Genomic DNA, 25031 nt, shown 5'->3' with positions numbered 1-25031 from the left:
ACCCCCGCGAGCGTGTAACGTTTCCCGAAAATCGATCGTACCGACGGGGTTGCCCTCGTCCGGATACGGGGCGGACCGGCGGCAATGCGGCACCGGGGCAATCCTCGCCCGACCAATGCGCCGCGTGCAAACCGGGACGCGTACCGACACACGCACGCAGGAATCACAGCCATGACAGCAGCCATTCATGAGCGCACGGCCGTCATCACGGGTGCCGGCAGCGGCATCGGGCGGGCCACCGCCCTGCGATTCGCCGCCGAGGGCGCGCGCCTGACCATTGCCGACATCGACGAGGACGGCCTGGCGGAGACCCGCCGCCAGGTCGAGCAGCGCGCGGCCTCCGTGGAAAGCCGGGTGGTCAACGTGGCCGACGAGAGCGCGGTCGCCGATCTGGTGGAGGCCGCGCACCACCGCTGGGGCTCCCTGGACATCCTGTGCAACAACGCCGGCATTACCGGCGGCTCCTACGGGCCGGTCACCGAGGAGGACGCCGACGTCTGGCGCCGGGTCCTGGACGTGAACCTGCTCGGCGCCATGTACGGCACCAAGTACGCCGGCCGCATCATGCGCGACCAGCAGCGCGGCGCCATCGTCAACACGGCGTCGGTGGCCGGCATCCGCGCGGGCGCCGGGGGCAATCCCTACAGCGCCTCCAAGGCGGCGGTGATCAATCTCACCCAGACCAGCGCCTGCGACCTGGGCCAGTACGGGGTTCGCGTCAATGCCGTGTGCCCCGGCCTGACGGAGACGGGAATGACCCGGCGCGTGTTCGACTATGCCCGCGAACAGGGCAAGGAGAGCAAGCTGGGCGCCCGCTGCGAGCTGCGCCGCTACGGCCGGCCGGAGGAGCTGGCAGCCGCGATCCTGTTCCTGGCCAGCGACGAGGCGAGCTTCATTACCGGGCAGGCGCTGGCCGTGGACGGTGGCAACACGGCCTCGCTGAACATGCCCGGCATGAAGGTGTGAGCGCACGAGCCCGGCTCCGCGAGGAGGAGAACCATGTTTGACCGACATTTCCGGGTCTGGCCCGAGGGCCTCCCCCGTACCCTGACCGTCGCCGCCACCAGTCTCCAGTACAACCTGGAGGTGAGCGCGGCGCGCTTCCCCGGCAAGGCGGCCATCGCCTACTACGGCACCGACATCAGCTTCGCCCGCATGAAGCGGGAAGCCGATGCCGTGGCCGCGTGGCTGCAGCAGCACTGCGGCGTCGGCAAGGGCGACCGCGTCATCCTCTACATGCAGAACAGCCCCCAGTTCATGATCGGCTACTACGGGATTGTCACCGCCGGCGCGGTGGTCGTACCCGCCAACCCCATGAACCTCACCGACGAGCTCGGCCATTACGTCGACGACAGCGGCGCCCGGGTCGCGCTGTGCGGCCAGGAGCTCTACCCCTACCTGCAGCCCCTGCTGGCCGACGGCCGTCTGGCGCACGCCGCGGTGGCCGCCTACGGCAGCTACATCGACGACGACATCGGCCTGGAGCTGCCGGACGTGGTCCGTGCCGCGGAAGCGGCGCCGGCGGACGCCGGCGCCGTGGGCTGGTCGGAGGCGCTGGCGGCCGGCGAGCGCGCCGGCCTGGCGCCGGTGCCGGTGGGCCCGGAGGACATGGCGGTAATCCCGTACACCTCCGGCAGCACCGGGCGGCCCAAGGGCTGCGTGCATACCCACGCCACGGTCATGGCCACCGCCCAGGGTGGCGTCCTCTGGAATCCCATGCAGGTGGACCACGTCAACCTGGCCACGCTGCCGTTCTTCCACGTCACCGGCATGCAGAGCTCCATGAACGGCCCGCTGTACGCCGGTGCCACCACCGTGGTGATGACCCGCTGGGACCGCACCACCGCCGCCCGCCTCATCCAGCACTACCGGGTCACCCACTGGCGCAACATCACCACCATGGCCGTGGACTTTCTCAACAACCCGGAGCTGGACCAGTACGACATCAGCAGCCTGCAGGCCACCGGCGGCGGCGGCGCGGCCATGCCCGAGGCGGTGGCCGAGAAGCTCACGCGGCTCACGGGGCTGTCGTACGTCGAGGGCTACGGCATGTCGGAGACCATTGCCCAGACCCACGTGAATCCGCCGGACCGCCCCCGGCGCCAGTGCCTGGGCATTCCCGTGTGCGACGTGGACAGCCGGATCATCGATCCCGAGACCGGCGAGGAGAAGGGGCCCGGCGAGGTGGGCGAGATCATCATGCACGGACCCCAGGTCATGCGCGCGTACTGGAACAACCCCGAGGCCACCGCCGAGGCGTTCATCGAGCGCGACGGCAAGCGCTTCCTGCGCAGCGGCGACCTGGGCTACTACGACGAGGACGGCTATTTCTTCATGGTCGACCGCCTCAAGCGCATGATCAACGCCTCCGGTTTCAAGGTCTGGCCGTCGGAGGTGGAATCCATGCTCTACGGCCATCCGGCCATCCAGGAGGTCTGCGTGATCGCCACGCCGGACCCCAAGCGCGGCGAGACCGTCAAGGCCGTGGTGGTCCTGCAGCCGGACGCCCGCGGGCACACCGACGAGCAGGCGATCATCGAATGGGCGCGCGAGCACATGGCCGCCTACAAGGTGCCGCGCTACGTGGAATTCGTCGACCGGCTGCCCCGGTCGGGCACGGGCAAGCTCCTGTGGCGCGAGCTGCAGGAGGCCGAGCGCAGCCCGGGCGGCTGAGGCTCGGCGACGGGCGGTGCCGGGACGGCACCGCCCGGATGCGGCCCGTCAGGACGGCGGGCGGACAAGGCAACTGACCTGCAAGAAAACCCATCGGAGGAGACCATCCATGACTCGAAAGACCCACGCACTGCACGCTTCCGCCGCGGCGGCCACCGGCCTGGCGCTGGCCCTCGGCTCCACGGTCGCGACGGCGGAGGTAGAGCTGCCCGGCACCATCATCTGGTCGGCGTACCCCACCGGCAGCAGCGGCTACAGCCAGGCCGTGGCCATCGGCCAGGTGCTGCAGAACGAGTACGACACCAATCTGCGGGTGATCCCCGGCCGCAATGACGTCTCGCGCCTGGAGCCCCTGCGCCGGGACCGCGCCGACTTCTCCGCCGGCGGCACGGAGTCCGTCTCCGCCCAGGACGCCCAGTTCGCCTTCGGCGAGCGCCACTGGGGGCCGCAGCCGGTTCGCAGCGTCATGTGGTCCATCGCCGACGCCTGCTCGTTCACCATCGCCGCCGCCGGCGATGCGGGCATCGACACCGCCGAGGACCTGGAGGGCAAGCGCGTGGTCTACGTCCAGGGCGCGCCCAGCCTGAACTTCGGCATCCAGTACCTGCTGAACTACGCGGGTCTCGGCTGGGACGACGTCGAGCGCGTGGAGGTGGGCGGCTACATGGGCGCCGTGGAGGCCATCATCGAGAACCGGGCCGACGCCATGGGCGGCTCCTGCAACTCCGCACCATTCCTGCGCATCGACTCCTCGCCCCGGGGCCTGACGTTCGTGGAATTCCCCCACGACAACGAGGAGGGCATCCAGCGGGTCAACCAGTACGCGCCCTGGTTCGTGCCCCACCGGAGCACGCAGAACGTGGGCATGGAGCCCGACGAGGAGATCGAGGTCCTGACCACGCCGTACCCGAAGCTGATCACCATGGCCGACCAGGACGCCGACGTGGTCTACAACATGGTCAAGGCCATTCACCAGAGCTACGACGCGTTCAAGGACGCTGCACCGGGCGCCGAGGGCTGGGACCCCGAGCGCATGGACCTGGCCAGTATTCCGGTGCCGTTCCACGAGGGCGCGATCCGCTACTACAAGGAGATCGGCATCTGGACCGACGAGGCCCAGGCGAACCATGAACGCGCCCTGGAGCGCCAGGAGGTCCTGCAGGAGGCCTGGGCGGACTACACCGCGGATTCCCCGGCCGACCGCGAGGCGTTCGCCCGCGGCTGGATGGAAGCCCGCAGGAAAGCCCTGGAGGACAACGGCTTCGACCCCCTGAACGCCAACTGGATGTAACCCTGCTCCCCCGGGGCGCTCGACGCCCCGGGGGGTTGTCCTTTCGCCCCTGTAGTTTTGCTGTGCGGAATCTTGTTCCGAAATTATTGACCCCTCGCCCGGTTCATGCCATGTTTCGGTCTCGCCGTCGATGTGTCGAAGACGCCCCGACCGCTCCGGCGTCCGATACCGCGACCGCGGCAGATCGTTCGACAAGAAACCGACACGCACCGCCCGGTGCAGGAGAGAGAACCAGCATGCAATCCGGACTCCGAATCGCCCGTGGCACCCTGGGTGGTACCGCCGCAGCGCTCGCCCTCGCCACCAGCGCCCAGGCCGCCGACATCGAGCTGCCGGGCACGGTCATCCGGTAACACGGCACGCGACCGCGGCGCGGGCCCGCCGGCGGCGGCCCGCGCCATTCCGCCTCCACCGCAACAGCAGACACGGCGACATGACCGACGAAAACGACACCATGCGCGCCTCGCGCGAAGAATCGGAGCGCCGCGCCGAGGAGCTCTACGCCACCCGGTACCGCATGCTGTCACGGCCGTGGCGCGCCTTCCTGATGGTCATGACGGCGATCATATCGCTGCTCGCCATCAACCAGATCTTCAACCTGGGGTTCCTCATCGGCGAGGTGATGCTCAGTACCCGCTACCTCTACATCTACGTAGGGGCGATCCTGGTCATGGTGTTCATCTCGTTCCCCGCCAACGGCTCCGCCTCGCGCACCACCGTCGCCTGGTACGACATCGTGCTGGCGCTGGCCACCGCCGGGCTGTTCGGGTATTTCGCGGTCCACGCCGAGCGCATCGTCCTGCAGGCCTGGGAATACGCGGCGCCACAGTTCGGCATCTACATGGCCCTGGCGACCTGGGCCCTGGTGCTGGAAGCCGGACGCCGCACCGGCGGCTGGCCCATCTTCGTGGTGGTGCTGGTCTTCTCCCTGTACCCGCTCTACGCCGACCGCATGCCGGACGTCATCTCCGGTGTCGGCATGGGCCTGGAGGAAGCGGCCGCGTTCCACATCATGAGCGAGGAGAGCCTGTTCGGCATTCCCACGCAGGTGGCGGCGCTGCTGCTGTTCGGCTTCCTGCTGTTCGGTGTCTCGCTGCAGCACACCGGCGCCGGCAAGTTCTTCATCAACATTGCCTTCGCGCTGCTGGGCCGCTTCCGCGGCGGCCCGGCCAAGGTCGCCATCTTCTCCAGCGGCCTCATGGGGTCCATGAGCGGCGGGCCGGTCACCAACGTGCTGACCACCGGCCCGCTGTCCATTCCCACCATGCGGCGCATCGGCTTCTCCCGGGGCTACGCCGCCGGCGTCGAGGCCTGCGCGTCCACCGGCGGCGTTCTCATGCCCCCGATCATGGGCGCGACCGCCTTCGTGATGGCCAACTTCCTGGGCGTGTCCTACGTCACCATCGTCATCGCCGCCATCATTCCGTCGCTGCTGTACTTCTTCGGCCTGTTCATGCAGATCGACGCCTACGCGGCGCGCCACGAGCTCCAGGGGCTGCCCCGGGACGAGCTGCCCAGCCCGTGGGGCGTGCTCAAGGAGGGCTGGTACTTCATCTTCGTGTTCGCGCTGCTGATCTGGATGCTGGTCTTCCTCCAGCGCGAGGCGACGGCGCCGTTCTATGCCACCGCCCTGCTGCTGGTCATCAACCAGTTCACGCGGCACCGGCTGAGCATGCGGGGCTTTCTCGACCTGCTCTCCGGAGCCGGCCAGATCCTGGCCGAGCTAGGCGGCATCCTGGCGGCCATCGGGCTGATCATCGGCTCCCTGCAGGTCACCGGCATGGCGGGCACGCTGACCAACGACCTGGTCTACATCGCCGGCGACAACGTCCTGGTGCTGCTGATCATGGGGGCCCTGACGGCGTTCGTGCTGGGCATCGGCATGACGGTGACCGCCGCCTACATCTTCCTGGCGGTCATCCTGGCGCCGGCGCTCATCAATGCCGGCCTGGACCCGGTGGCCTCGCACATGTTCATCATGTACTGGGGCATGCTGAGCTTCATTACGCCGCCGGTGGCCATCGCCGCCTTCGTCGCCGCATCCGTGGCCAAGGTCAGCCCCATGCAGGCGGGCTTCGAGGCCATGCGCCTGGGCACGATCATCTACTTCATTCCATTCTTCTTCGTGTTCAATCCGGCACTGCTGCTGATGGGCTCGCCGCTGGAGGTGATCACCGTGGTGATCACGGCCCTGATCGGCGTCATCCTGCTGGCCGCGGGCCTGCAGGGCTATCTCCTGGGGGCCGGCCGCGTGGGTCCGGGCCCCGCCGGGCTGTTCGCGCGAGCCGCGCTGGTCGCCTCGGGCCTGGTCCTGGCGGCGCCGGGCGGCGGCATGGTCGGCATCAACCATGGCACACTGATGCTGTTATCCGCCGGTCTCCTGATCGTGGGCGCCACCACGATTGTCATGCAGCGGCGCGCCATGGGTGAGCCGCTGCGGTTCCGGCTCTGAGGCCACCCGCTCCCGCGAGCGGTGGCAGTCCACGCAACAAGCGCAAGAGGTCAAGCGACGCCATGCTCGAGTTCAGCGAACGCTCCCGGGAGCTCCAGGATCGCCTCAAGGCATTCATGGACGACAATATCTACCCCAACGAGGAGGTCTTCCGCCGGCAGCACGCCGAGGGGGATCACTGGTCACCCCCGCCCATTCTGGAAGAGCTCAAGGCCAAGGCCCGCGCCGAAGGACTGTGGAACCTGTTCCTGCCCGAGAGCGAGTATGGGGCCGGGCTGACCAACATGGAGTACGCCCCGCTGTGCGAGATCATGGGCCGCTCGCCCATCGCCCCCGAGGTGTTCAACTGCTCCGCGCCGGATACCGGCAACATGGAGGTCCTGGTCCGCTACGGCACCGACGAGCAGAAGAAGCAGTGGCTCGAGCCCCTGCTGGAGGGACGCATCCGCTCGTGCTTCTCCATGACCGAGCCCCAGGTCGCATCCAGCGACGCCACCAACATCGAGACGGAGATCCGTCGCGAGGGCGACGAGTACGTCATCAACGGCCGCAAGTGGTGGTCCTCCGGGGCGCTGGACACGCACTGCAAGATCGCCATCGTCATGGGCAAGAGCGACCCGTCGGCGCCCAAGCACAAGCAGCAGTCCATGATCCTCGTGCCCCTGGACACGCCCGGCGTGAAGATCGAGCGGGCGCTCAACGTCTTCGGCTACGACCACGCCCCCCACGGGCATGCCGAGATCGTCTACGACAACGTGCGCGTGCCGGCGAGCAACATGCTGCTGGGCGAGGGTCGCGGCTTCGAGATCGCCCAGGGGCGCCTCGGCCCCGGCCGCATCCACCACTGCATGCGCTCCATCGGGGTGGCCGAGCGCGCCCTCGAGGCCATGGTCGAGCGCGCCAGGACCCGCACCGCCTTCGGCCAGCGCCTGGCCGACCTGGGCGGGCTGCGCCAGGAGATCGCCCGCTCGCGCATGGAGATCGAGCAGGCGCGGCTGCTCACCCTGAACGCCGCCCACATGATGGACACCGTGGGCAACAAGGTCGCCCGCCGCGAGATCGCCATGATCAAGGTGGTCGCGCCGAACATGGCCTGCAACGTGGTGGATCGCGCCATCCAGGCCTTCGGCGCCATGGGCGTGTGCCAGGACACCTTCCTGGCCGGCGCCTATGCCAGCCTGCGCACCCTGCGCCTGGCCGACGGCCCGGACGAGGTGCACATGGAGACCATCGCCAAGCTGGAGGTAGGCAAGGACTGACGATGCACGTTGTCCGTGCTCAGTTGGCGGTTTTCAGTTGAATGCGGCGGGCGGACATGGAGGTTCGCGGTCCGGTTTTCCGGGCGGGGTCGCGACTGACGTCGCTCCTACGGCGGGCGTGTGATCCCGTGGGAGCGGCTTCAGCCGCGACGGCTCGGGGAACTCCGCCTCTGGAACGTCGGGGCTGAAGCCCCTCCCACAACGGGCACGGAGATCCGGGGTGCGGTCTTCCGGGGGATCGCGACTGGCGTCGCTCCTACGGCGGGTTTCTGGAAAGCCTTTCCTCGACCCGCCGTAGGAGCGACGTCAGTCGCGACCCTGCGCGGAAGCCATGATCCGCCCGGCCCGGGGCCGCGCCCGGGACCCCGCCTACGCCGCGCTCTCGTCCCGGTACAGCGACTCGATGAGCTCGCTGTACTTCTCGTGGATCTTGCCGCGGCGGATCTTCATGGTGGCGGTGACCTCGTCGTCGTCGTGGTCCAGCTCCTTGGTCAGCAGGGCGAACCGCTTGACCTGGGCCACCCGGGGCAGCTGCCCGTTGGCCGCCACCACCTCGCGGTCGATCAGGGCCTCCACCTGCGGATTCTCGGCCAGGCTGCGGAAAGTGGTATAGGCGATGCCGTTCTCCTCGGCCCACTTGGCGACGGTGTCGTAGTCGATCTGGATCAGGGCGCTGATGTACTTGCGCGCCTCGCCCATGGCCACGCACTCCTTGATATAGGGGCTGGCCTTGACGGTGTTCTCGATCTCCGAGGGCGAGAGGTTCTTGCCGCCGGCGGTGATCATGATGTCCTTCTTGCGGTCCACCATGCGCACGATGCCGTCGCGCATCTCCACCACGTCACCGGTGTGCAGCCAGCCGTCGCGGATGGTCTCGTCCGTGGCCTGGGCGTTCTTGTAGTAGCCCTCGAAGACCATGCCCCCCGCGACTAGCAGCTCGCCGTCCTCGGCCGCCCGCAGCGTCACGCCGGGGGTGGCCTCGCCGATGGTGCCGGGCTCGATGCGCTCCGGATGCTGGGCGGTCACCACCCCGGTGGTCTCCGTCTGGCCGTAGACCTCCAGCAGCGGCACGCCGATGGTGCGGAAGAAACGTACGATATCCGGGGCGATGGGCGCCGCCCCGGTAATCGCCACGCGGCAGCAGCGCAGGCCGATGAAGTTCTGCAGGGCCCGGAACACCAGCAGGTAGTACAGCCGGTAGCGCAGCATCTCCCCCGTGGTCAGCCGGGCGCGGGAGCGGAAGCAGAACGGCTCGCAGGCGGCGAGCGCCCGGTGATACAGCCACTGCCGCACGCCGCCGGCCTCCAGCATCTTGATGTGGATGGCCGAGTGCAGCTTCTCCCAGATGCGGGGGACACCGAGGAATACCGTGGGCGCCACCTCCCGGAGATCCTCCTGGACCGTGCGCAGGGATTCGCCGAAGTTCACCAGCATGCCCAGGTACATGGGCGCAAAGTTCGTGGTGGCCTGCTCGGCGACGTGACACAGCGGCAGATAGGACAGCAGGCTGTCGCGCTCGGCGAGTCCCAGGCCGTCGATGATGCTGGGGGCGGCGGCGCGGATGTTGGCGTAGCTGATCATCGCCCCCTTGGGCTTGCCGGTGGAGCCGGAGGTGTAGATCATCAGGGCGATGTCGGCGAGCTGCTGGGCATCCAGCAGCTCGTCAGCGGCCCCGGGCTCGCGGGCCTCCGCCTCCGCGCCCATGCGCTCGACGGCGTCGAAGGACAGCAGGTCCGGCTCGTCGTAGCCGTGCAGCCCCTTCATCTCGGGGACCACCAGCTTGCGCAGGCACGGCAGCCGGTCGCGGACCTCCAGCACCTTGTCCGCCTGCTCCTGGTCCTCGCACAGGACGATCTCGGCGTCGGAGTGCTCCAGCACGTAGGCCACCTCCGCGGCCGGGCTGGTGGGATAGACGCCGACGGTCACCGCGCGCACGATCCCGGCCCCCATCTGGGCGATCACCCATTCGATGCGGTTCTCGGAGATGACGGCGAAATGGCCGCCGACCCCGAGCCCCAGCGCCCGGAGCCCGAGCCCGACGTGGCGGGCGCGCCGGTAGTACTCCGCCCAGGTGACGGGGTGCCAGATCCCGAAATCCTTCTGCCGCAGCGCCACGCGGTCGCCGCGATGGCGCGCGTTGTGGCGCAGCATCTGCGGCAGGGACAGCTCCGGCAGTTCGGCATTCGCGGTCATTGGTCCCTCCTCGGCCGGTGTCAGGACAGCCAGCGCTTGCGGCGCTTGTAGTGCTTGACGTCGCGGTAGCTCTTGCCCTCGCCTTCGCTCCCGCCGCTGCCGAGGTAGAACTCGCGGACGTCGTCGTCGGCCATCAGCTTCTCCGGCGTGCCATCGATGACCACCCGGCCGGATTCCATGATATAGCCGTAGGAGGCCAGGGCCAGCGCCACGTTGGCGTTCTGCTCCACCAGCAGCATGGCCACCTCCTGCTCGCGGTTGATGCGGGCGATGATGGTGAAGATCTCCTCCACCAGCATGGGCGACAGGCCCAGCGAGGGCTCGTCCAGCAGCATCATGCTGGGCTGGCCGAGCAGCCCGCGGCCGATGGCGAGCATCTGCTGCTCGCCCCCGGAGAGATAGCCCGCCAGGGAACGGCGCCGGGAGTAGAGCTGCGGAAAGTACTCGTAGACCAGATCGCGGGTCACCGACGTCCCGCGGCCGGAGCGCGCGTACCCGGCGGCGATGAGGTTCTCCTCCACGGTGAGGTCCTCGAACACGCGGCGGCCTTCCATGACGTGGCAGAGCCCGTCGCGGACCAGGCGATGCGGCGGCCGGTGGTCCACCGCATCGCCGTCGAACCGGATCTGCCCGGAGGAGCGTTCGCCGTCCTCCAGGAACAGCACGTTGGCGATGGCCTTCAGCGTGGTGGACTTGCCGGCGCCGTTGGAGCCGAGCAGCGCCACGATCTCGCCGCGGGGGACGTTCAGCGACAGCCCCCGCAGCACCTGCACGCTGTGGTTGTACACCACCTCGATGTTGCTGACGTCCAGGATCCGGTCGTCCACGCCTTACTCCAACTCGATCCAGTCGGACACCGGCACCATGCGCCCCTCGTCCATGTCCGCCCGGTAGATGCGTCCCACGGGAATCGAGCTGCCCCGGTAGGTCACCGGCACGCCGATGATCCCGCCGGTGTCGATGTTCTCCATGGAATCCAGGGTCTCGCGCATGTTCGAGCCGGTGAGCTCCTTGCCCGCATCCAGCGTCTCCTGGGCGATCTCGCGCAGCAGCACCCCGGCGAGCCAGGCCTGGATGTACATGGTGGGCTTGTACTCGTCGTGCATGTCGTGGATGGCGCCCAGGATCTCGGTATCGGGCGCTTCCTGGTCGTAGTAGTAGCGATAGGGCATCACGCCCATGAAGCCGTCGGCGGCCTCGCCCATCTCGTCGATGATGGTCTGGTCCATGGAGTAGTACGTGCCCATGAACTTCGTCTCCATGCCCATCTGCCGGGACCGCTCAATGAAATCGGGGATGGGCGCCAGCACGTAGCCGTGGAAGATGGTGTAGTCCGGCCGCGCCCGCCGCAGCGACAGGGTCGCCCCGGAGATATCCGACGCCCCTGGCGGCGTGACCAGCGTCTCGACCACCTCGAGCCCGAGCTCCTCGGCCCGTTCCTGGCTGGCGGCGATGGGATCGCGGCCGAACTCGGTGTCGGAGTGCACGAAGGCCACCCGGGCCCCGGGCTGCTCGTCGGCGATGTAGTCCAGCAGAATGCCCACCTGCTCGGTGTAGTCCGGCCCCAGCAGGAACTGCAGCGGGTACTCCTCGGGATTGTTGAGCTCCGAGGCGAACGATGCACCGGTCATGAGGATGTCCCGCCGGTTGAGCTCGGAGTTGATGGTCTGGGAGAACGCCGTGGAGTCGCCGAAGTAGAAGTCCACGTCCTCGCGGCTGGTGATGCGCTGGAAAACCCCCACGGACTCGTCGACATCGTAGCCCGTGTCCTGGCCCACGTAGCGGAACTTGCGCCCGTTGACGCCGCCGTGCTCCTCGTTGACCCAGCTCACGAAGTCCCGCATTCCCTCGTTGAAGGCCAGCCCGGCGAACGCGAACACCCCGGTCATGGGGATGGAGCCGCCGATGACGATGGCGTCTTCCTCGCCGGCACCGGCCCCCACCGTGGTCTCCTGGTCCTGGGCCAGGGCCGTGCCCGAGACCAGGCCGCCCAGGGCCAGCCCGGAAGCAACACCGAACAGGAGTCGAGAGGTACGTATTTTCATGGACATGCAATTACCCTCCCGCCGTCGGAACCGGGCGCCCGCCTAGTTCCGGAACGGCCACAAGTGGAAGAAACGCCGCACACGCCGCCAGATCTCCGCCAGCCCGTGGGGCTCGAACAGCAGAAACCCGACGATCAACAGGCCGAACACCATGGTGCGCACCGGCGACAGCAGTGCCGAGGCATCATCGACGAACGGCTCCATGACATCGACGCCGTAGCGCAGCAGCTCCGGCGTCAGCGTCATGAAAACGGCCCCGAGAATGCTCCCGAGGATGGTGCCCAGGCCGCCGACGATGACCGCGGCCAGGTAGAAGATCGACATCAGCAGCGGGAAGCTCTCGGGATTGATGGCGCCGAAGAAGTAGGCATAGAAGCCTCCGGCGATGCCCGCATAGAACGACGCGATGGCGAAGCTCATGAGCTTGTACACGGGCAGGCTGATGCCCAGCACCGAGGCCGAGATGTCGCGGTCGCGGATGGCGATGAACGCCCGCCCGACCCGCGTGCGGAACAGGTTGGCGGCCAGCAGCACCATGACCACGGTGACCGGCATCACCAGCCAGTAGAACGTGTCCGCGTTGGCGAGCTCGTGGCCGAACGCCTGCGGCGGCGCGATATTCATGCCCCGCGCCCCACCCGTGACGCTCTCCCAGTTGAGGAACACGAAATGCAGGATGAACGAGGCCGCGATGGTGGCGATGGCCAGATACAGCCCCTTCACCCGCAGGCTCGGCAGGCCGGCGACCATCCCGACCACCGTGGTCACCCCGCCGGCGGCGAGCAGATTGAGCACGAACGGCGTGGCCGCGTGGTTGTCCAGCCACGCCACGGTATAGGCACCCACGCCCATGAACGCCGCCTGGCCCAGGCTCACCTGCCCGGTATAGCCGGTGAGGATGTTCAGCCCCGTGGCGCTGATGACGTGGATGCTGATCAGGCAGACCAGGTACAGCCAGTACAGGTTGCTCAAAAACGGAAACAGCACCAGGGACAGCAGCAGGATGCCGAACCACGCCCACTGCGTGCGCGTGCGGAACAACCCCTCGTCGGCGGCGTAGGTCTCCTTGGGTGAGCCGATGCGCATACGGGTCTCCTACAGCCGCTCGATCTCGCGGGTGCCGAACAGCCCCCAGGGCCGCAGCAGCAGCACCACCATCAGGATGATGAACGTCATCAGGTGCTCGTACTCGCCGCCCAAGTACACGCCCGCCAGCGACTCGACCCAGCCGATGAACAGGCCGGCGACCAGCGCACCCAGCACGCTGTCGAGCCCGCCCACGATGACCACCACCAGCACGGTGAGCCCGAACACGCCCATCTCCGACGAGATGCCGGCCACCGAGCCCAGGAGAATGCCGGCGCCGGCGGCGAGCATGCCGGCCAGCCCCCAGGACAGGCTGTAGACCGCCGGTACATTGATGCCCATGGCATAGGCTGCGCCCTGGTCCGAGGCGGTGGCCCGCAGGGCAACGCCGCCGCGCCAGAACCGGAACAGCACCAGGAAGACGCCGATGACCACGGCGGCGATGACGAAGCTCCAGAAGGTCTTCGGCGCCACGAAGGCGTCACCGATGAAGATGGGGTCCGATGGCAGGAAGTCCGGCAGGCTGCGCGGGGTGGCCGTCCAGATGATCTCCACCAGGCCCACCAGCACGCTGGACAGCCCGATGGTCACCATGAACACGGAGATGGGGTTCTCGCCGAGCAGCGGCCGGATGACGATCCGCTCCAGGCCCAGGCCCAGCAGGGCGCCGCCCAGCAGCGCCAGGACCAGGGCCAGCCACACGGGCAGCGCCATGCCGGCGGCGAAGCCGAAAAACAGGTAGGCGCCGAACATGAGCATCTCGCCCATGGCCAGGTTGATCACCCGGGTGGCCTTGTAGATCACCACGAACGCCACCGCCGTCAGGGCGTACAGCGCACCGAAACCGAGCCCGGCCAGGCTTACCTCGAAGAAGAACAGCCACTCCATCAGGCCGCCCCCCGCTCGCCGCGCAGCCGCTCCCGCAGCGTGGCCATGTCGTCCGAACCCAGGTAGGCGGCGATCACCTCGGGATGGGCCTGCACCTCCGCCGGCGTGCCGCCGGCGATCTTCTCGCCGAAGTTGAGCACGTGCACCTGGTCGCAGATGTCCATGACCATGCCCATGTCGTGCTCCACCATGAGCACCGTCAGGCCCCACTGATCCCGGGCGTCGAGGATGAACCGTGCCATGTCCTCCTTCTCCTCGCGGTTCATCCCGGCCACCGGCTCGTCGAGCATGAGCACCTTCGGCCGCATGGCCAGGGCCCGGGCCAGCTCCACGCGCTTCTGCAGCCCGTAGGGCAGGCCGGCCACCGGGCTGCGGCGGATGTGATCGATCTCCAGGAAGTCGAACACCTCCTGCTCGACCTCGGCCCGGATGCGCACCTCCTCGCGGCGCGCCGGGCCCAGGTACCACATGGCCGCCAGGGGCCCGGTCCGGGTGCGCACGTGGGCACCCAGCTTGACGTTGTCCATGACCGTCATGCCGCGGAACAGCGCGATATTCTGGAACGTCCGGCCCAGGCCCAGGGCCGCACGCCGGGGCGGTGTCACGCGGGAAATATCCTGGCCCTCGAGGACGACCCGGCCCGCCTGGGGCCGGTAAAAACCCGATACGGCATTGAACAGCGACGTCTTGCCCGCACCGTTGGGCCCGATCACCGCGGTAATGCTGCCCGGGGCGACGTCGAGACTGACGTCCCGGAGAGCCTGCAGCCCCCCGAACGCCAGTGACAGCCCGTCCACGCGCAGAATCGACATCATGCCTCCTCGCCCAGGTCGGGCGCGCTCCGGTGACCGCGCCCGACGGGAACATCGTTACGGAACGATCAGGCGTCCGCGTACCGGCGGGGCACGAGGCGTGGATTCCGGGGTTCCAGGTGAATCCGCATCGTCGTTCTCCTCCTTTCCGCCCGACGATTGTTGTCTTGTCCGCGTCGGTCCGTTGTTGTTCTCGGGCTAATCGTTATTGTCAGGCCGATTCCGGCTGCCCGGGGCAGCCGGCCGGTGATCCTTCGCTCCCGGCCCGCGGCGCCAGGCCGTCGACCAGCAGGCCCACGCACTGCTCGGCGACCGCCTCGGGCGGGTACCGCCCGCCGGGCTCGTACCATTTGGCGATCCAGTTCAGCGCGCCCGTGATCGTGAACGTGAGCAGGCGCACGTCGCGGTCGACAATGGAGCCGTCGCGGATGCCGGCCTCGATGACGGTCCGCACCGTCTGATCGATCTCGCGCTTGAGCGCCCGCTGCTTCTGGCGGCTCGCCTCCGAGAGCTCGTGGTCGCCGATGCGGATCACGCACTGCCCGAAGTCCTCGGTCATGATGATGGCGTAGTCGCGCATGATCGCCGTCAGCCGCTGCAGCCCCGTCTCCTCCGGCGCACGCCGCGCCGCGGCGACCTCGCGGATGCGCTCCAGCCCGCGCCGGGCGCACTCGAACAGGATCTCGTCCTTGCTGGAAAAATAGTAGTAGATCGTGGGCTTGGTGATGTTCAGCGCCTCGGCCACCTGTTCCAGGGAGGTGGCGTGAAACCCGTGGCGGTTGAACGAGCGCACCGCCGTCAGAAGCACCGCCTCGCGCTTGAGCGTGCGCTGCTCGTCGCGCTGGGCGGCGGGCGCCCAGGGGGACGGTTGCTGCCGATCACCGCGGCCGTCCTGCACGCGTTTCTCCTGTCCGCCGGTTGGAATTTTCCGATGAGTCGATTCTATACTCGCGGGTAGATTCACCGTCAACCCTGGAGTAGCCCCGCATGGCCGACACCACCGATGAAGCCGTCACCCTGGCCTGCCGCGAGAGCATCGCGGAGATTCGCTTCAACCGCCCGGACCGTCTCAACGCCCTGGACGCCGCCACCGCCGAGGCGTTCCACGACTGCGTCACGCGGGCGACCGGCGACGACGCGGTGCGCGTCATCGTGCTCACCGGCGCGGGGGATGCCTTCCTCGCCGGCGGCGACCTGCAGGCCATGCGCGACGCCGGCGACGACGCCGTGGCAACGGTGGACGCCATCATCCGGCCGTCCCATGCGGCCATGGCCCGGCTCATGGATGCGCCCCAGCCGGTGGTCGCCAGCCTCCACGGCGCCGTGGCCGGAGCCGGCATGAGTGTCGCCCTGGCGGCGGACCTGGCCATCGCCGCCGACAACACCCGCTTCAATCTGGCCTACGCGAACATCGGCACGGTGCCGGACTGCTCGGGCTCGTGGTCGCTGCCCCGGGTGGTGGGGCTGCGGCGCGCCATGGCCATCGCCCTGCTGTCCGAGACCGTCGAGGCCCACGAGGCGCTCGACCTGGGCCTGGTGAACCAGGTGGTACCGCTGGCGGAGCTGCCCGCGGCCACGGAGCGGCTGGCCCGGCGCCTGGCGGACGGCCCGCCGGCGGCCCAGGCGCGGATCAAGCAGCTCCTGCGCGCCAGCCTGCAGCACACGCCGGGCGAGCAGCTCGATGCCGAGGCGCAGGCGTTCAGGGAATGCGCCGCCACGGAGGATTTCCACAACGCCGTGGCCGCCTTCCTGGAACGGCGCCGGCCCACGTTCCGCGGGCGTTGACGCGCGCCCGGCGCGACGTCGGGTGTCACCTCCCGTAACGCCCGTGTTTCCTCGTGTAACACGCAGCGATCCGCCGGCTCGCCGGAGGCGACGCGGCGTGCCACAAGCGCCATAATGACCGAAAAGGTTGTCGGCGAGGGGGGCCCGACACGACAACAGGCGAGGAGAGACGATGCCCAAACGCATCCTGATCGTTGACGACGAGCCCAATATCGTCCTGTCCCTGGAATTCCTGATGAAGAAGAGCGGCTACGAGGTCACCACCGCCACGGATGGCGACCAGGCCCTGGCCGCCGTGGACCGGGACAACCCCGATCTCGTGCTGCTGGACGTGATGATGCCGCGCAAGGACGGCTACCAGGTCTGCCAGATGCTGCGCGAGCGCGCCGACCTGCCGGATCTGCGCATCGTCATGCTCACCGCCAAGGGGCGGGACGTGGAGCGCGAGAAGGGCCTGTCCCTGGGCGCGGACGACTACATCACCAAGCCGTTCTCCACCCAGGACGTGGTGGACAAGGTGGACGAGCTGCTGGGGGCATCCTGACCGTGGCGGACGGCGACCGGCAGCGATCCGTGCGCTCACCGTCCAGCCGCGCGGAACGGTTGGTCGCGCTGTTCGCCGTCGCCTTCCTGCTGCTCAACTATCCGCTTCTGTCGCTGTTCGCCGGCGATGCGCTGGCATTCGGGATCCCCGTGCTGTACCTGTACCTGTTCCTGGCCTGGGCCGGCGTGATCGCCCTCACCGGCTGGATCATGTCCCGGAGGCACCGTCACTGAGGCGCGCCCATGCCCGAGTGGCTGATCATTGTCACCCCCTTCGTCTACCTGGGACTGCTGTTCGCCATCGCCTATGTCGCGGATCAGCGCGCGCGCAGCGGGCGTTCGCTGGTCAACAATCCCTACGTGTACACGCTGTCCATCGCTGTCTACTGTACCGCCTGGACGTTCTACGGCAGCGTGGGACGGGCGGCCCAGGACGGCATGAGCTTCATTACCATCTACCTCGGGCCCACCCTGGTGGCCATTGTCTGGTGGCTGGTGCTGCGCAAGATGATCCGCATCGCCAAGCAGCACCGTGTGACGTCCATCGCCGATTTCATCGCCTCGCGTTACGGCAAGAGCATGCTGCTGGGCGGCCTGGCGACCTTCATCGCGGTAGTCGGCATCACGCCCTACATCGCCCTGCAGCTCAAGGCGGTCTCGGCCAGTTTCGATGCACTCATCAGCTTCCCGGACGGCGCCGGCGGCGCTGCCGCGGGCACGGCCCTGCTCGGCGACAAGGCGTTCTGGGTGGCGGGGCTGCTGGCCGTGTTCGCGATCCTGTTCGGCACCCGCAACATCGACGCCACCGAACGCCTCGAAGGCATGGTGGTGGCGGTGGCCTTCGAGTCCATCGTCAAGCTGGTCGCCTTCCTGGCGGTGGGCGTGTTCGTGACCTTCGTGCTGTACGCCGGTCCCGCCGACCTGGTCCAGCACGCCCGGGAGCAGGAAGCCCTGCGCGAGCTGCTGAGCTTCCGCGACAGCCCCGGCGGCTACGGCAGCTGGCTGGGCATGATGCTGCTGTCCATGGCCGCCATCCTGTTCCTGCCGCGGCAGTTCCAGGTCACCGTGGTGGAGAACGTCAACGAGGACCACCTGCGCGTGGCCTCGTGGCTGTTCCCGCTGTACCTGCTGCTGATCAACATCTTCGTCCTGCCCATCGCCCTGGCGGGACTGCTGTACTTCGGCGATACCCCGGTAAGCCCGGACAACTACGTGCTCGCCCTGCCGCTGGCGGAGGGCAACGAGCTGCTGGCGCTGTTCGTCTACCTGGGCGGCTTCTCGGCGGCCACCGGCATGGTCATCGTGGCCACCATCGCCCTGGCCATCATGGTGAGCAACGACCTGTTCATGCCGGCCCTGCTGCGCATCCGCCACTGGCCGGTGATCGAGCGCTTCGGCCTGCGCCGGCTGATCATCTACCTGCGGCGGGGGATCATCGTCGGCCTGGTGCTGCTGGGCTATGCCTATTTCCGCCTGATCGCCGAGACCTACGCGCTGGTGAGCATCGGCCTGATCTCCTTCGTCGCCGTGGCCCAGTTCGCCCCGCCCATCCTGCTGGGCATGTACTGGAAAGGCGCCAGCCGCCCGGGCGCGGTGGTCGGCCTGGTCGCCGGCTTCGCCATCTGGGCGTATACGCTGTTCCTGCCCTCGCTCATGGACCCCGGCTGGCTGCCGGCCGGCCCCCTGGACGGCGGGCCGTTCGGCATCGCCCTGCTCGACCCCCACGCGCTGTTCGGCCTGCGGGGGCTGGACCCCATCACCCACGCCCTGTTCTGGAGCATGCTGGGCAACGTCGGCAGTATCGTCGTGATCTCGCTGCTGACCCGGCAGAGCGATATCGAGCGCATCCAGGCCGCGCTGTTCGTGGACGTCTTCCTGCGCTCGGAGCAGGACACCCGCTTCTGGCAGGGCAATGCCACCATCGGCGACGTCGAGGCGCTGCTCGCCCGCTTCGTCGGCGAGGAGCGCGCGCGCAAGGCGCTGGCGCACTACCTGCCGCGGGGCGACGACCCGGCGGAGGCGGCCGGCCGGCAGGCGCCGCCGGGGCTGGTCAACCACGCCGAGCGCGTGCTGTCGGGGACCATCGGCTCGGCCTCGGCGCGGGTCATGGTCTCGTCCATCGTCCAGGGCGAGGCGCTGACCTTCGAGGGCGTGATGCAGATCCTGGATGCCACCTCCCAGGCCATCGAGTACAGCCAGCGCCTGGAGCAGAAGTCCCGCCAGCTGGAGCAGGCCACCAGCGAGCTCCGGGCCGCCAACGAGCGGCTCAAGGAGCTGGATCAGCTCAAGGACGAGTTCGTCTCCATGGTCAGCCACGAGCTGCGCACGCCGCTGACGTCCATCCGCGCCTTCGGCGAGATCCTGATGAACAACCCGGACATGGACGGCGACCAGCGCCACGAGTTCCTGGACGTGGTGGTCCGCGAGAGCGAGCGGCTGACGCGGCTCATCAACCAGGTCCTGGATCTGTCCAGGATCGAGAGCGGCTGGAGCGCGTGGCAGCTGCAGACCGTGGACCTGCGTGATATCGTCCACGAAGGCGCCGAGGCGACCTCGCAGCTTTTCCGCGACCGGGATCTGGCCCTGCAGCAGGACACCCCGGAGCAGCCCTGTTACGTCAAGGGCGATGCCGACCGGCTCATCCAGCTGGTCATCAACCTGCTGTCCAATGCGGTCAAGTTCTCGGATCCGGAGCGCGGCGCCGTGCGGGTCAGCCTGGCCACGCGGGGCTCGTTCCACGAGCTCCGGGTCACCGACCACGGCCCGGGCATCCCGGAACACGAGCGCGAGCGGGTGTTCGACAAGTTCCACCAGATCAGCGACCAGCAGGCGGGCAAGCCCAAGGGCAGCGGTCTGGGACTGGCCATCTGCAAGCGCATCACGGACCTGCACTGGGGCACGATCCACGCGGAGAACGCCGACGCCGGCGGCGCCTCCTTCGTGGTGCGACTGCCGGAGGCGGGGGGTGAGCACTGTGACATCGGCTGACGCGGCACGGGACGCTCTGCCGGGCACCGGCGTGATCCGGGACAACGGCTTCACGCCGCCACGGTGGCTGGCGAACGGGCACGCCCAGACGCTCTGGGCGGGGCTCGTCCGCCGGCGGGCACCGGTGCCCCTCACCCCGGAGACCCTCGAGCTGCCGGACGGCGACGATCTGCAGCTCTTCCACGGTCCGCCGGTCCGGGGACCGGTGGTCATCGTCCTGCACGGCCTCGGCGGCTGCGCCCGCTCGCCGTACGTGCTCGGGCTGCTCGCGGCCCTCCGCGACCGCGGCATGCAGGGCGTGGTCATGCAGTTCCGCGGCGCCGGGGAGCACCTGAACCGGCGACCCCGGTTCTTCCACGCCGGGGCCATCGACGACCTGGAGAGCACGGTGGAGCGGGTCCGGCGCGCGTTCCCGGCGCGCCCGATCGCGGTGGTCGGCTTCTCCATGGGCGGCATCGTCACGCTCAACTGGCTGGGTGCCCGCGGCGACCGCACCGGCGTCGACCACGCCATTACCGTCTCGACACCGCTGCACCTGGCGCGCTGCGCCGACCATCTCGACTCCGGCGTCCGGCGGGTCTACGACCGCCATCTGGTCCGCGGTCTGCTGCGGCTCGTCCGGCGGAAGCAGGCGCAGCAGGATCTGGGCCTGCCGGCAGGAGGCCTGCGCGGGATCCGCAGCCTGCGGGACTTCGACGAGCACGTGACCAGCCCGCTGCACGGCTTTCGCGGCGCCGACGACTACTACCGGCGCTGCTCGCCGATGCGGCGCCTGGCGAACGTCCGCGTGCCGACGCGGATGATCCAGGCCCTGGACGACCCGTTCGTGCCCCCGGACTCCCTGCCCGGGCGGAGCGAGCTGCCGGCATCGGTCAGCCTGGAGCTGAGCGGGGGCGGCGGGCACGTCGGCTTCGTCACGGGGGCGTCGCCGCTACACCCGGGCTACTGGCTGGATACCACGATCCCCGACATGCTCTGGCAAGGGCTAGAAGGCGGGGGCCTCAACGCAAGAAGGCCCCCGGACGGGGGCCTTCTTGATCCGGCCGGGTAACCGGCCCGGGGTCTGCGGTCGGTGTTACTCGACCGCGACCACGTCGTCGGCCTGCAGACCCTTCTGGCCCTGCACGACGCCGAACTCGACCTGCTGGCCGTCTTCCAGCGTCCGGTAGCCGGTACCGCGGATGGCACGGAAGTGGACAAACACGTCATCACCGGCCTCGCGGGCGATGAACCCATACCCCTTGGCCGCGTCAAACCACTTGACCGTACCCGTTTCTCGCTCTGCCATTACTTGCAACCTCTGAATCACGATTCAATACGCACGGCACGGGTGCCGCCTCAACACTCCGGAAGGCGCGAGTGCCCACTGGCACCCGGCGCCCGGTGCACAGGAAACGAGTTCAGCGCGGGCCCGGTGACAAGACGGGCGGGGACTGACGATCGCCCTGGGAACAGCGTCCGAAGCATCATTGATGGTACGCGGCGCCCCCGGGCCACGCAATACGCCGGCAAGCGAGTGTCCGGTAACCCAAAAAAAAGCCCCGCGCGCGGCGGGGCTCCCGGGGTCGTTGAAGGAGGCGGCGCTCAGGCGTCCGCCTCTTCCACCGCCTTCATGCTCAGCCGGACGCGGCCCTGGCGGTCCACCTCCAGGACCTTGACCTTGACGATATCCCCCTCGTTGAGCTTGTCGGCGACCTTGGTCACCCGCTCGTTGGAGATCTGGGAGATATGCACCAGGCCGTCCTTGCCCGGCAGGATGCTGACGAAGGCGCCGAAGTCCATGAGCTTGACCACCCGGCCCTCGTAGACCTTGCCCACCTCGATGTCGGAAGTGAGCTCTTCCACGCGCCGGCGCGCCTCCTCGCCCGCCGCCTTGTCCACGGAGGCGATGGTGACCACGCCCTCGTCGGAGATGTCGATGTTGGCACCGGTCTCCTCGGTGAGCTGGCGGATGGTGGCACCGCCCTTGCCGATGACATCGCGGATGCGCTCCGGGTCGATCCGCATGGTCAGCAGGCGCGGCGCATACTCGGACATGTCCTCCCGCGGCTTGCTGATGGCCTTCTGCATCTCCCCGAGGATATGCATACGGCCCTCGTTGGCCTGCGCCAGCGCCTTTTCCATGATCTCGCGGGTGATGCCGTTGATCTTGATGTCCATCTGCAAGGCGGTGACACCCCCCTCGGTACCGGCCACCTTGAAGTCCATGTCGCCGAGATGGTCCTCGTCACCGAGGATGTCGCTCAGCACGGCGAAGTCGTCGCCTTCCTTGATCAGGCCCATGGCGATGCCCGCCACCGGCGCCTTGACCGGCACGCCCGCATCCATGAGGGAGAGGCTGGTCCCGCACACCGTCGCCATGGAGCTGGAGCCGTTGGACTCGGTGATCTCGGAGACCACGCGGATCACGTAGGGGCACTCCTCGGATGACGGCATGATCGCCTGCACGCCGCGCTTGGCCAGCTTGCCGTGGCCGATCTCGCGCCGCTTGGGCCCGGCCATGAAGCCGGTCTCCCCGACGCAGTACGGCGGGAAGTTGTAGTGCAGCATGAACGGTTCCTTCCGCTCACCCTCGATGGCATCGACGATCTGCGCGTCGCGGCCCGTACCCAGGGTGGTCACCACCACCGCCTGGGTCTCCCCGCGGGTGAAGATGGCGGAGCCGTGGGTGCGCGGCAGCGAGCCCACCTCGATGTCGATGCCGCGGACCGTGCGGTTGTCGCGGCCGTCGATGCGCGGCTCGCCGCGGATGATGCGGCCACGGACGATGTCCTTCTCCACGTCCTTGAAGGCGCCGACCACGTCGTGCTTGCTGGTGCCGCCCTCCTCGTCGGAGACGAACATCTCCACGGCCTGATCCCGCAGGGCGTTGACGCGCTCGTTGCGCTCGCCCTTCTCCGGGACACCGTAGGCCTCGCGCAGGGCGCTCTCGAACTGGGAGCGCAGCTGCGTCGCCAGGTCGTCGTCCTTGGCCGGCGGCTGCCAGTCCCAGCGCGGCTTGCCGGCCTCGGCGGCCAGCTCGTTGATGGCGCCGATGGCCTTCTGCATCTGCTCGTGGCCGAACATTACCGCGCCCAGCATCACCGATTCCGGCAGCTCCCGGGCCTCGGACTCGACCATGAGAACGGCTTCCGCCGTCCCCGCCACGACCAGGTCCAGCTCGGATTCCTCCAGCAGCGAGAAGCCGGGATTGAGCAGGTACTCGCCGTCCTTGTAGCCCACCCGTGCCGCACCGATGGGGCCCTCGAACGGAATGCCCGAGATCGCCAGCGCCGCGGACGTCCCGATCAGCGCCGGGATGTCCGGGTCAACATCCGGGTTCATGGAGATCACCGTGGCGATGACCTGAACCTCGTTGTAGAAACCTTCGGGGAAAAGCGGACGGATGGGGCGGTCGATCAGGCGGCAGGTCAGGGTTTCCTTCTCGGAGGGGCGGCCCTCGCGTTTGAAGAACCCGCCGGGAATCTTGCCCGCCGCATAGGTCCGTTCCTGGTAGTTCACGGTCAGCGGCAGGAAGTCCCGCTGGGCACCCGATTCGTTCTTGCTGACCACCGTGACCAGCACCACGGTGTCGGCCATGTTGACGAGCACGGCGCCCGTTGCCTGCCGTGCGATGCCACCGGTCTCGAGCGTAACGGTGTGTTCACCGTACTGGAAAGACTTCTTTACTGATTCCACAGCAACTCTACCTCTGCCTGCGGGAAAATGGCGCCGGCGCCTTACTTGCGCAGACCGAGCTTCGCCACGATCGCCTGATAGCGCTCGCGATCCTTGCGGTTGAGGTAATCCAGCAGCTTGCGCCGCTGGTTGACCAGCTTCAGCAGGCCCCGGCGGGAATGATGATCCTGCTTGTGGTCCACGAAGTGCTGCGTGAGATGCGAAATCCGGCTGGTGAGCAGCGCGATCTGGACTTCGGGAGAGCCGGTATCCCCTTCCGAGCGCTTGTGCTCGTTGACGATCTCGGATTTCTGTTCGGCAGTCAGTGACATCAAATGACTCCTGGTATTCCGTCCACTTTCTGAAGGCCCGATATTGTAGCGGCGCGCCGATGAGGCGACAAGCTAAACTCGCTTCTCGCCGGAACTTTTGCTAACCATGAGGCGCCGCGGCGCCACGCGCCCGTCATCCAGCAGCACGCCCATGCCGATGAAGCCGCCCGGTCCGAACAGCCGGACCCAGTCCGCGCGCGGCGCCCGCGGCACGAAAACCGCCTGCCCCTGGCACAGGAAATGGGCGCTGTCGGCATCCAGGTTCACGTCGGGCCAGCCGGTCAGCCCCGCCTCCGGCGGCAGAAGCAGCGCATCCAGGGCCTCGTAGCCCTGCTCGGCGGCTGCCTCCAGCTCGTCCGCCGTGACCAGCGTCTCGCCGGTGAACGGCCCCAGCCCGGTGCGCCGCAGTGCCGTGACGTGCGCGCCGGCGCCCAGCGCCTCGCCGATGTCCTCGACCAGGGTGCGCACGTACGTGCCCTTGGAGCAGTGCACGTCCAGGGTCAGCGTGTCATCGCCCAGGGCCACCAGGGCGATGGCGTACACGCTCACGCGCCGGGCCCGGCGATCCACCTCCTCGCCGCGGCGGGCCAGCCGGTAGAGCCGCTCCCCCTGGTGCTTCACGGCGGAGTACATGGGCGGCACCTGGTCGTGCTCGCCCGTGAAACGCTCCAGGACCCCGGCCACGGCGTCGGCGTCGAGCGCCGGCACCGGCCGCTCGCTCAGCAGTTCACCCTCGGCGTCCGCCGTGGTGGTGGTCTGCCCGAGCCGGCAGGTCACCCGGTAGCGCTTGTCGGCGTCCAGGAGGAAACCGGACACCTTGGTCGCCTCGCCGAAGCACAGCGGCAGCAGCCCCGTCGCCAGCGGGTCCAGGCTCCCCGTATGGCCGGCCTTGCGTGCCACGAACAGGCGCTTGGCCCACTGCAGCACCTGGTTGGAGGTGCCGCCGGCGGGCTTGTCCAGCAGGAGAATGCCGCTGACGTTGCGTCGATTGCGCTTGCTGACCATCGGAAGTCGTCGGGCGTCCCGG

General features: G+C 68.5%; 21 protein-coding genes. 10 read left to right on the top strand and 11 right to left on the bottom strand.

What is annotated here, in order from left to right:
* Nucleotides 1–171: 171 nt before the first annotated feature.
* From QWY84_RS08465 to QWY84_RS08445, 5 genes are all read left to right on the top strand, one after another.
* Nucleotides 172–966, top strand: a complete 795-nt coding sequence (locus QWY84_RS08465; protein WP_290202144.1) for an SDR family NAD(P)-dependent oxidoreductase — start codon at nt 172–174, stop codon at nt 964–966.
* Between the two features lie 33 nt (nt 967–999).
* On the top strand, nt 1000–2673 hold the full coding sequence (locus tag QWY84_RS08460) for a long-chain fatty acid--CoA ligase (protein ID WP_290202143.1): 1674 nt from the start codon (nt 1000–1002) through the stop codon (nt 2671–2673).
* A gap of 109 nt (nt 2674–2782) precedes the next feature.
* Nucleotides 2783–3964, top strand: coding sequence for a TAXI family TRAP transporter solute-binding subunit (locus tag QWY84_RS08455; protein WP_290202142.1), 1182 nt, complete (start codon nt 2783–2785; stop codon nt 3962–3964).
* A 433-nt stretch (nt 3965–4397) separates the two neighbouring features.
* Complete coding sequence (locus QWY84_RS08450; RefSeq protein WP_290202141.1) at nt 4398–6416, top strand: TRAP transporter permease; 2019 nt, start codon at nt 4398–4400, stop codon at nt 6414–6416.
* Nucleotides 6417–6478: 62 nt separating this feature from the next.
* Nucleotides 6479–7675 (top strand): acyl-CoA dehydrogenase family protein, encoded by a 1197-nt coding sequence (locus QWY84_RS08445; RefSeq protein ID WP_290202140.1) that lies wholly within the window; start codon nt 6479–6481, stop codon nt 7673–7675.
* Between the two features lie 369 nt (nt 7676–8044).
* Here QWY84_RS08445 and QWY84_RS08440 read toward each other — a convergent pair whose 3' ends face one another.
* The 7 genes from QWY84_RS08440 to QWY84_RS08410 all read right to left on the bottom strand — a co-directional run bounded on the left by QWY84_RS08440 (nt 8045) and on the right by QWY84_RS08410 (nt 15597).
* The gene (locus QWY84_RS08440) at nt 8045–9868 is read right to left on the bottom strand and encodes an AMP-dependent synthetase/ligase (RefSeq protein WP_290202139.1); all 1824 of its coding nucleotides are present in this window, start codon (nt 9866–9868) and stop codon (nt 8045–8047) included.
* A 20-nt stretch (nt 9869–9888) separates the two neighbouring features.
* Nucleotides 9889–10695: an ABC transporter ATP-binding protein gene (locus QWY84_RS08435; protein ID WP_290202138.1), complete on the bottom strand. Its 807-nt coding sequence runs from the start codon at nt 10693–10695 to the stop codon at nt 9889–9891.
* Nucleotides 10696–10698: 3 nt separating this feature from the next.
* Complete coding sequence (locus tag QWY84_RS08430) at nt 10699–11919, bottom strand: ABC transporter substrate-binding protein (protein ID WP_290202137.1); 1221 nt, start codon at nt 11917–11919, stop codon at nt 10699–10701.
* A 36-nt stretch (nt 11920–11955) separates the two neighbouring features.
* The gene (locus QWY84_RS08425; RefSeq protein WP_290202136.1) at nt 11956–12999 is read right to left on the bottom strand and encodes a branched-chain amino acid ABC transporter permease; all 1044 of its coding nucleotides are present in this window, start codon (nt 12997–12999) and stop codon (nt 11956–11958) included.
* Nucleotides 13000–13008: 9 nt separating this feature from the next.
* Nucleotides 13009–13887, bottom strand: a complete 879-nt coding sequence (locus tag QWY84_RS08420) for a branched-chain amino acid ABC transporter permease (protein WP_290202135.1) — start codon at nt 13885–13887, stop codon at nt 13009–13011.
* Nucleotides 13887–14702, bottom strand: coding sequence for an ABC transporter ATP-binding protein (locus QWY84_RS08415; RefSeq protein ID WP_290202134.1), 816 nt, complete (start codon nt 14700–14702; stop codon nt 13887–13889). Before QWY84_RS08415 ends, QWY84_RS08420 begins: the two co-directional genes overlap by 1 nt.
* A 208-nt stretch (nt 14703–14910) precedes the next feature.
* The gene (locus QWY84_RS08410; RefSeq protein WP_290202133.1) at nt 14911–15597 is read right to left on the bottom strand and encodes a TetR/AcrR family transcriptional regulator; all 687 of its coding nucleotides are present in this window, start codon (nt 15595–15597) and stop codon (nt 14911–14913) included.
* Nucleotides 15598–15686: 89 nt separating this feature from the next.
* On the opposite strand from QWY84_RS08410, the gene QWY84_RS08405 reads away from it, so the two are divergent.
* From QWY84_RS08405 to QWY84_RS08385, 5 genes are all read left to right on the top strand, one after another.
* Nucleotides 15687–16484: an enoyl-CoA hydratase/isomerase family protein gene (locus QWY84_RS08405; protein ID WP_290202132.1), complete on the top strand. Its 798-nt coding sequence runs from the start codon at nt 15687–15689 to the stop codon at nt 16482–16484.
* Between the two features lie 172 nt (nt 16485–16656).
* Nucleotides 16657–17028: a response regulator transcription factor gene (locus tag QWY84_RS08400; protein ID WP_290202131.1), complete on the top strand. Its 372-nt coding sequence runs from the start codon at nt 16657–16659 to the stop codon at nt 17026–17028.
* A 2-nt stretch (nt 17029–17030) separates the two neighbouring features.
* Nucleotides 17031–17261 (top strand): hypothetical protein, encoded by a 231-nt coding sequence (locus QWY84_RS08395; protein ID WP_290202130.1) that lies wholly within the window; start codon nt 17031–17033, stop codon nt 17259–17261.
* A 9-nt stretch (nt 17262–17270) separates the two neighbouring features.
* Nucleotides 17271–20015 (top strand): sensor histidine kinase, encoded by a 2745-nt coding sequence (locus QWY84_RS08390; protein WP_290202129.1) that lies wholly within the window; start codon nt 17271–17273, stop codon nt 20013–20015.
* A complete protein-coding gene (locus QWY84_RS08385; RefSeq protein ID WP_290202128.1) occupies nt 19993–21066 on the top strand; it encodes a hydrolase in 1074 nt (357 codons plus the stop codon). The genes QWY84_RS08390 and QWY84_RS08385 overlap by 23 nt, the downstream gene beginning before the upstream one ends.
* Before the next feature lie 24 nt (nt 21067–21090).
* On the opposite strand, the gene QWY84_RS08380 is transcribed toward QWY84_RS08385, so the two are convergent.
* The 4 genes from QWY84_RS08380 to truB all read right to left on the bottom strand — a co-directional run bounded on the left by QWY84_RS08380 (nt 21091) and on the right by truB (nt 25009).
* The gene (locus tag QWY84_RS08380; protein WP_290202127.1) at nt 21091–21303 is read right to left on the bottom strand and encodes a cold-shock protein; all 213 of its coding nucleotides are present in this window, start codon (nt 21301–21303) and stop codon (nt 21091–21093) included.
* Between the two features lie 296 nt (nt 21304–21599).
* Nucleotides 21600–23693, bottom strand: a complete 2094-nt coding sequence (gene pnp / locus QWY84_RS08375; RefSeq protein ID WP_290202126.1) for a polyribonucleotide nucleotidyltransferase — start codon at nt 23691–23693, stop codon at nt 21600–21602.
* Nucleotides 23694–23734: 41 nt separating this feature from the next.
* The gene (gene rpsO, locus QWY84_RS08370; protein ID WP_290202125.1) at nt 23735–24004 is read right to left on the bottom strand and encodes a 30S ribosomal protein S15; all 270 of its coding nucleotides are present in this window, start codon (nt 24002–24004) and stop codon (nt 23735–23737) included.
* A gap of 72 nt (nt 24005–24076) precedes the next feature.
* The gene (gene truB / locus QWY84_RS08365) at nt 24077–25009 is read right to left on the bottom strand and encodes a tRNA pseudouridine(55) synthase TruB (protein WP_290202124.1); all 933 of its coding nucleotides are present in this window, start codon (nt 25007–25009) and stop codon (nt 24077–24079) included.
* Between the last annotated feature and the right edge of the window lie 22 nt (nt 25010–25031).

This window comes from Aquisalimonas lutea (assembly GCF_030409225.1).
In the GTDB taxonomy this organism is placed as follows: Bacteria; Pseudomonadota; Gammaproteobacteria; order Nitrococcales; family Aquisalimonadaceae; genus Aquisalimonas; species Aquisalimonas lutea.
This window is presented reverse-complemented; position numbering and strand designations above follow the sequence as displayed.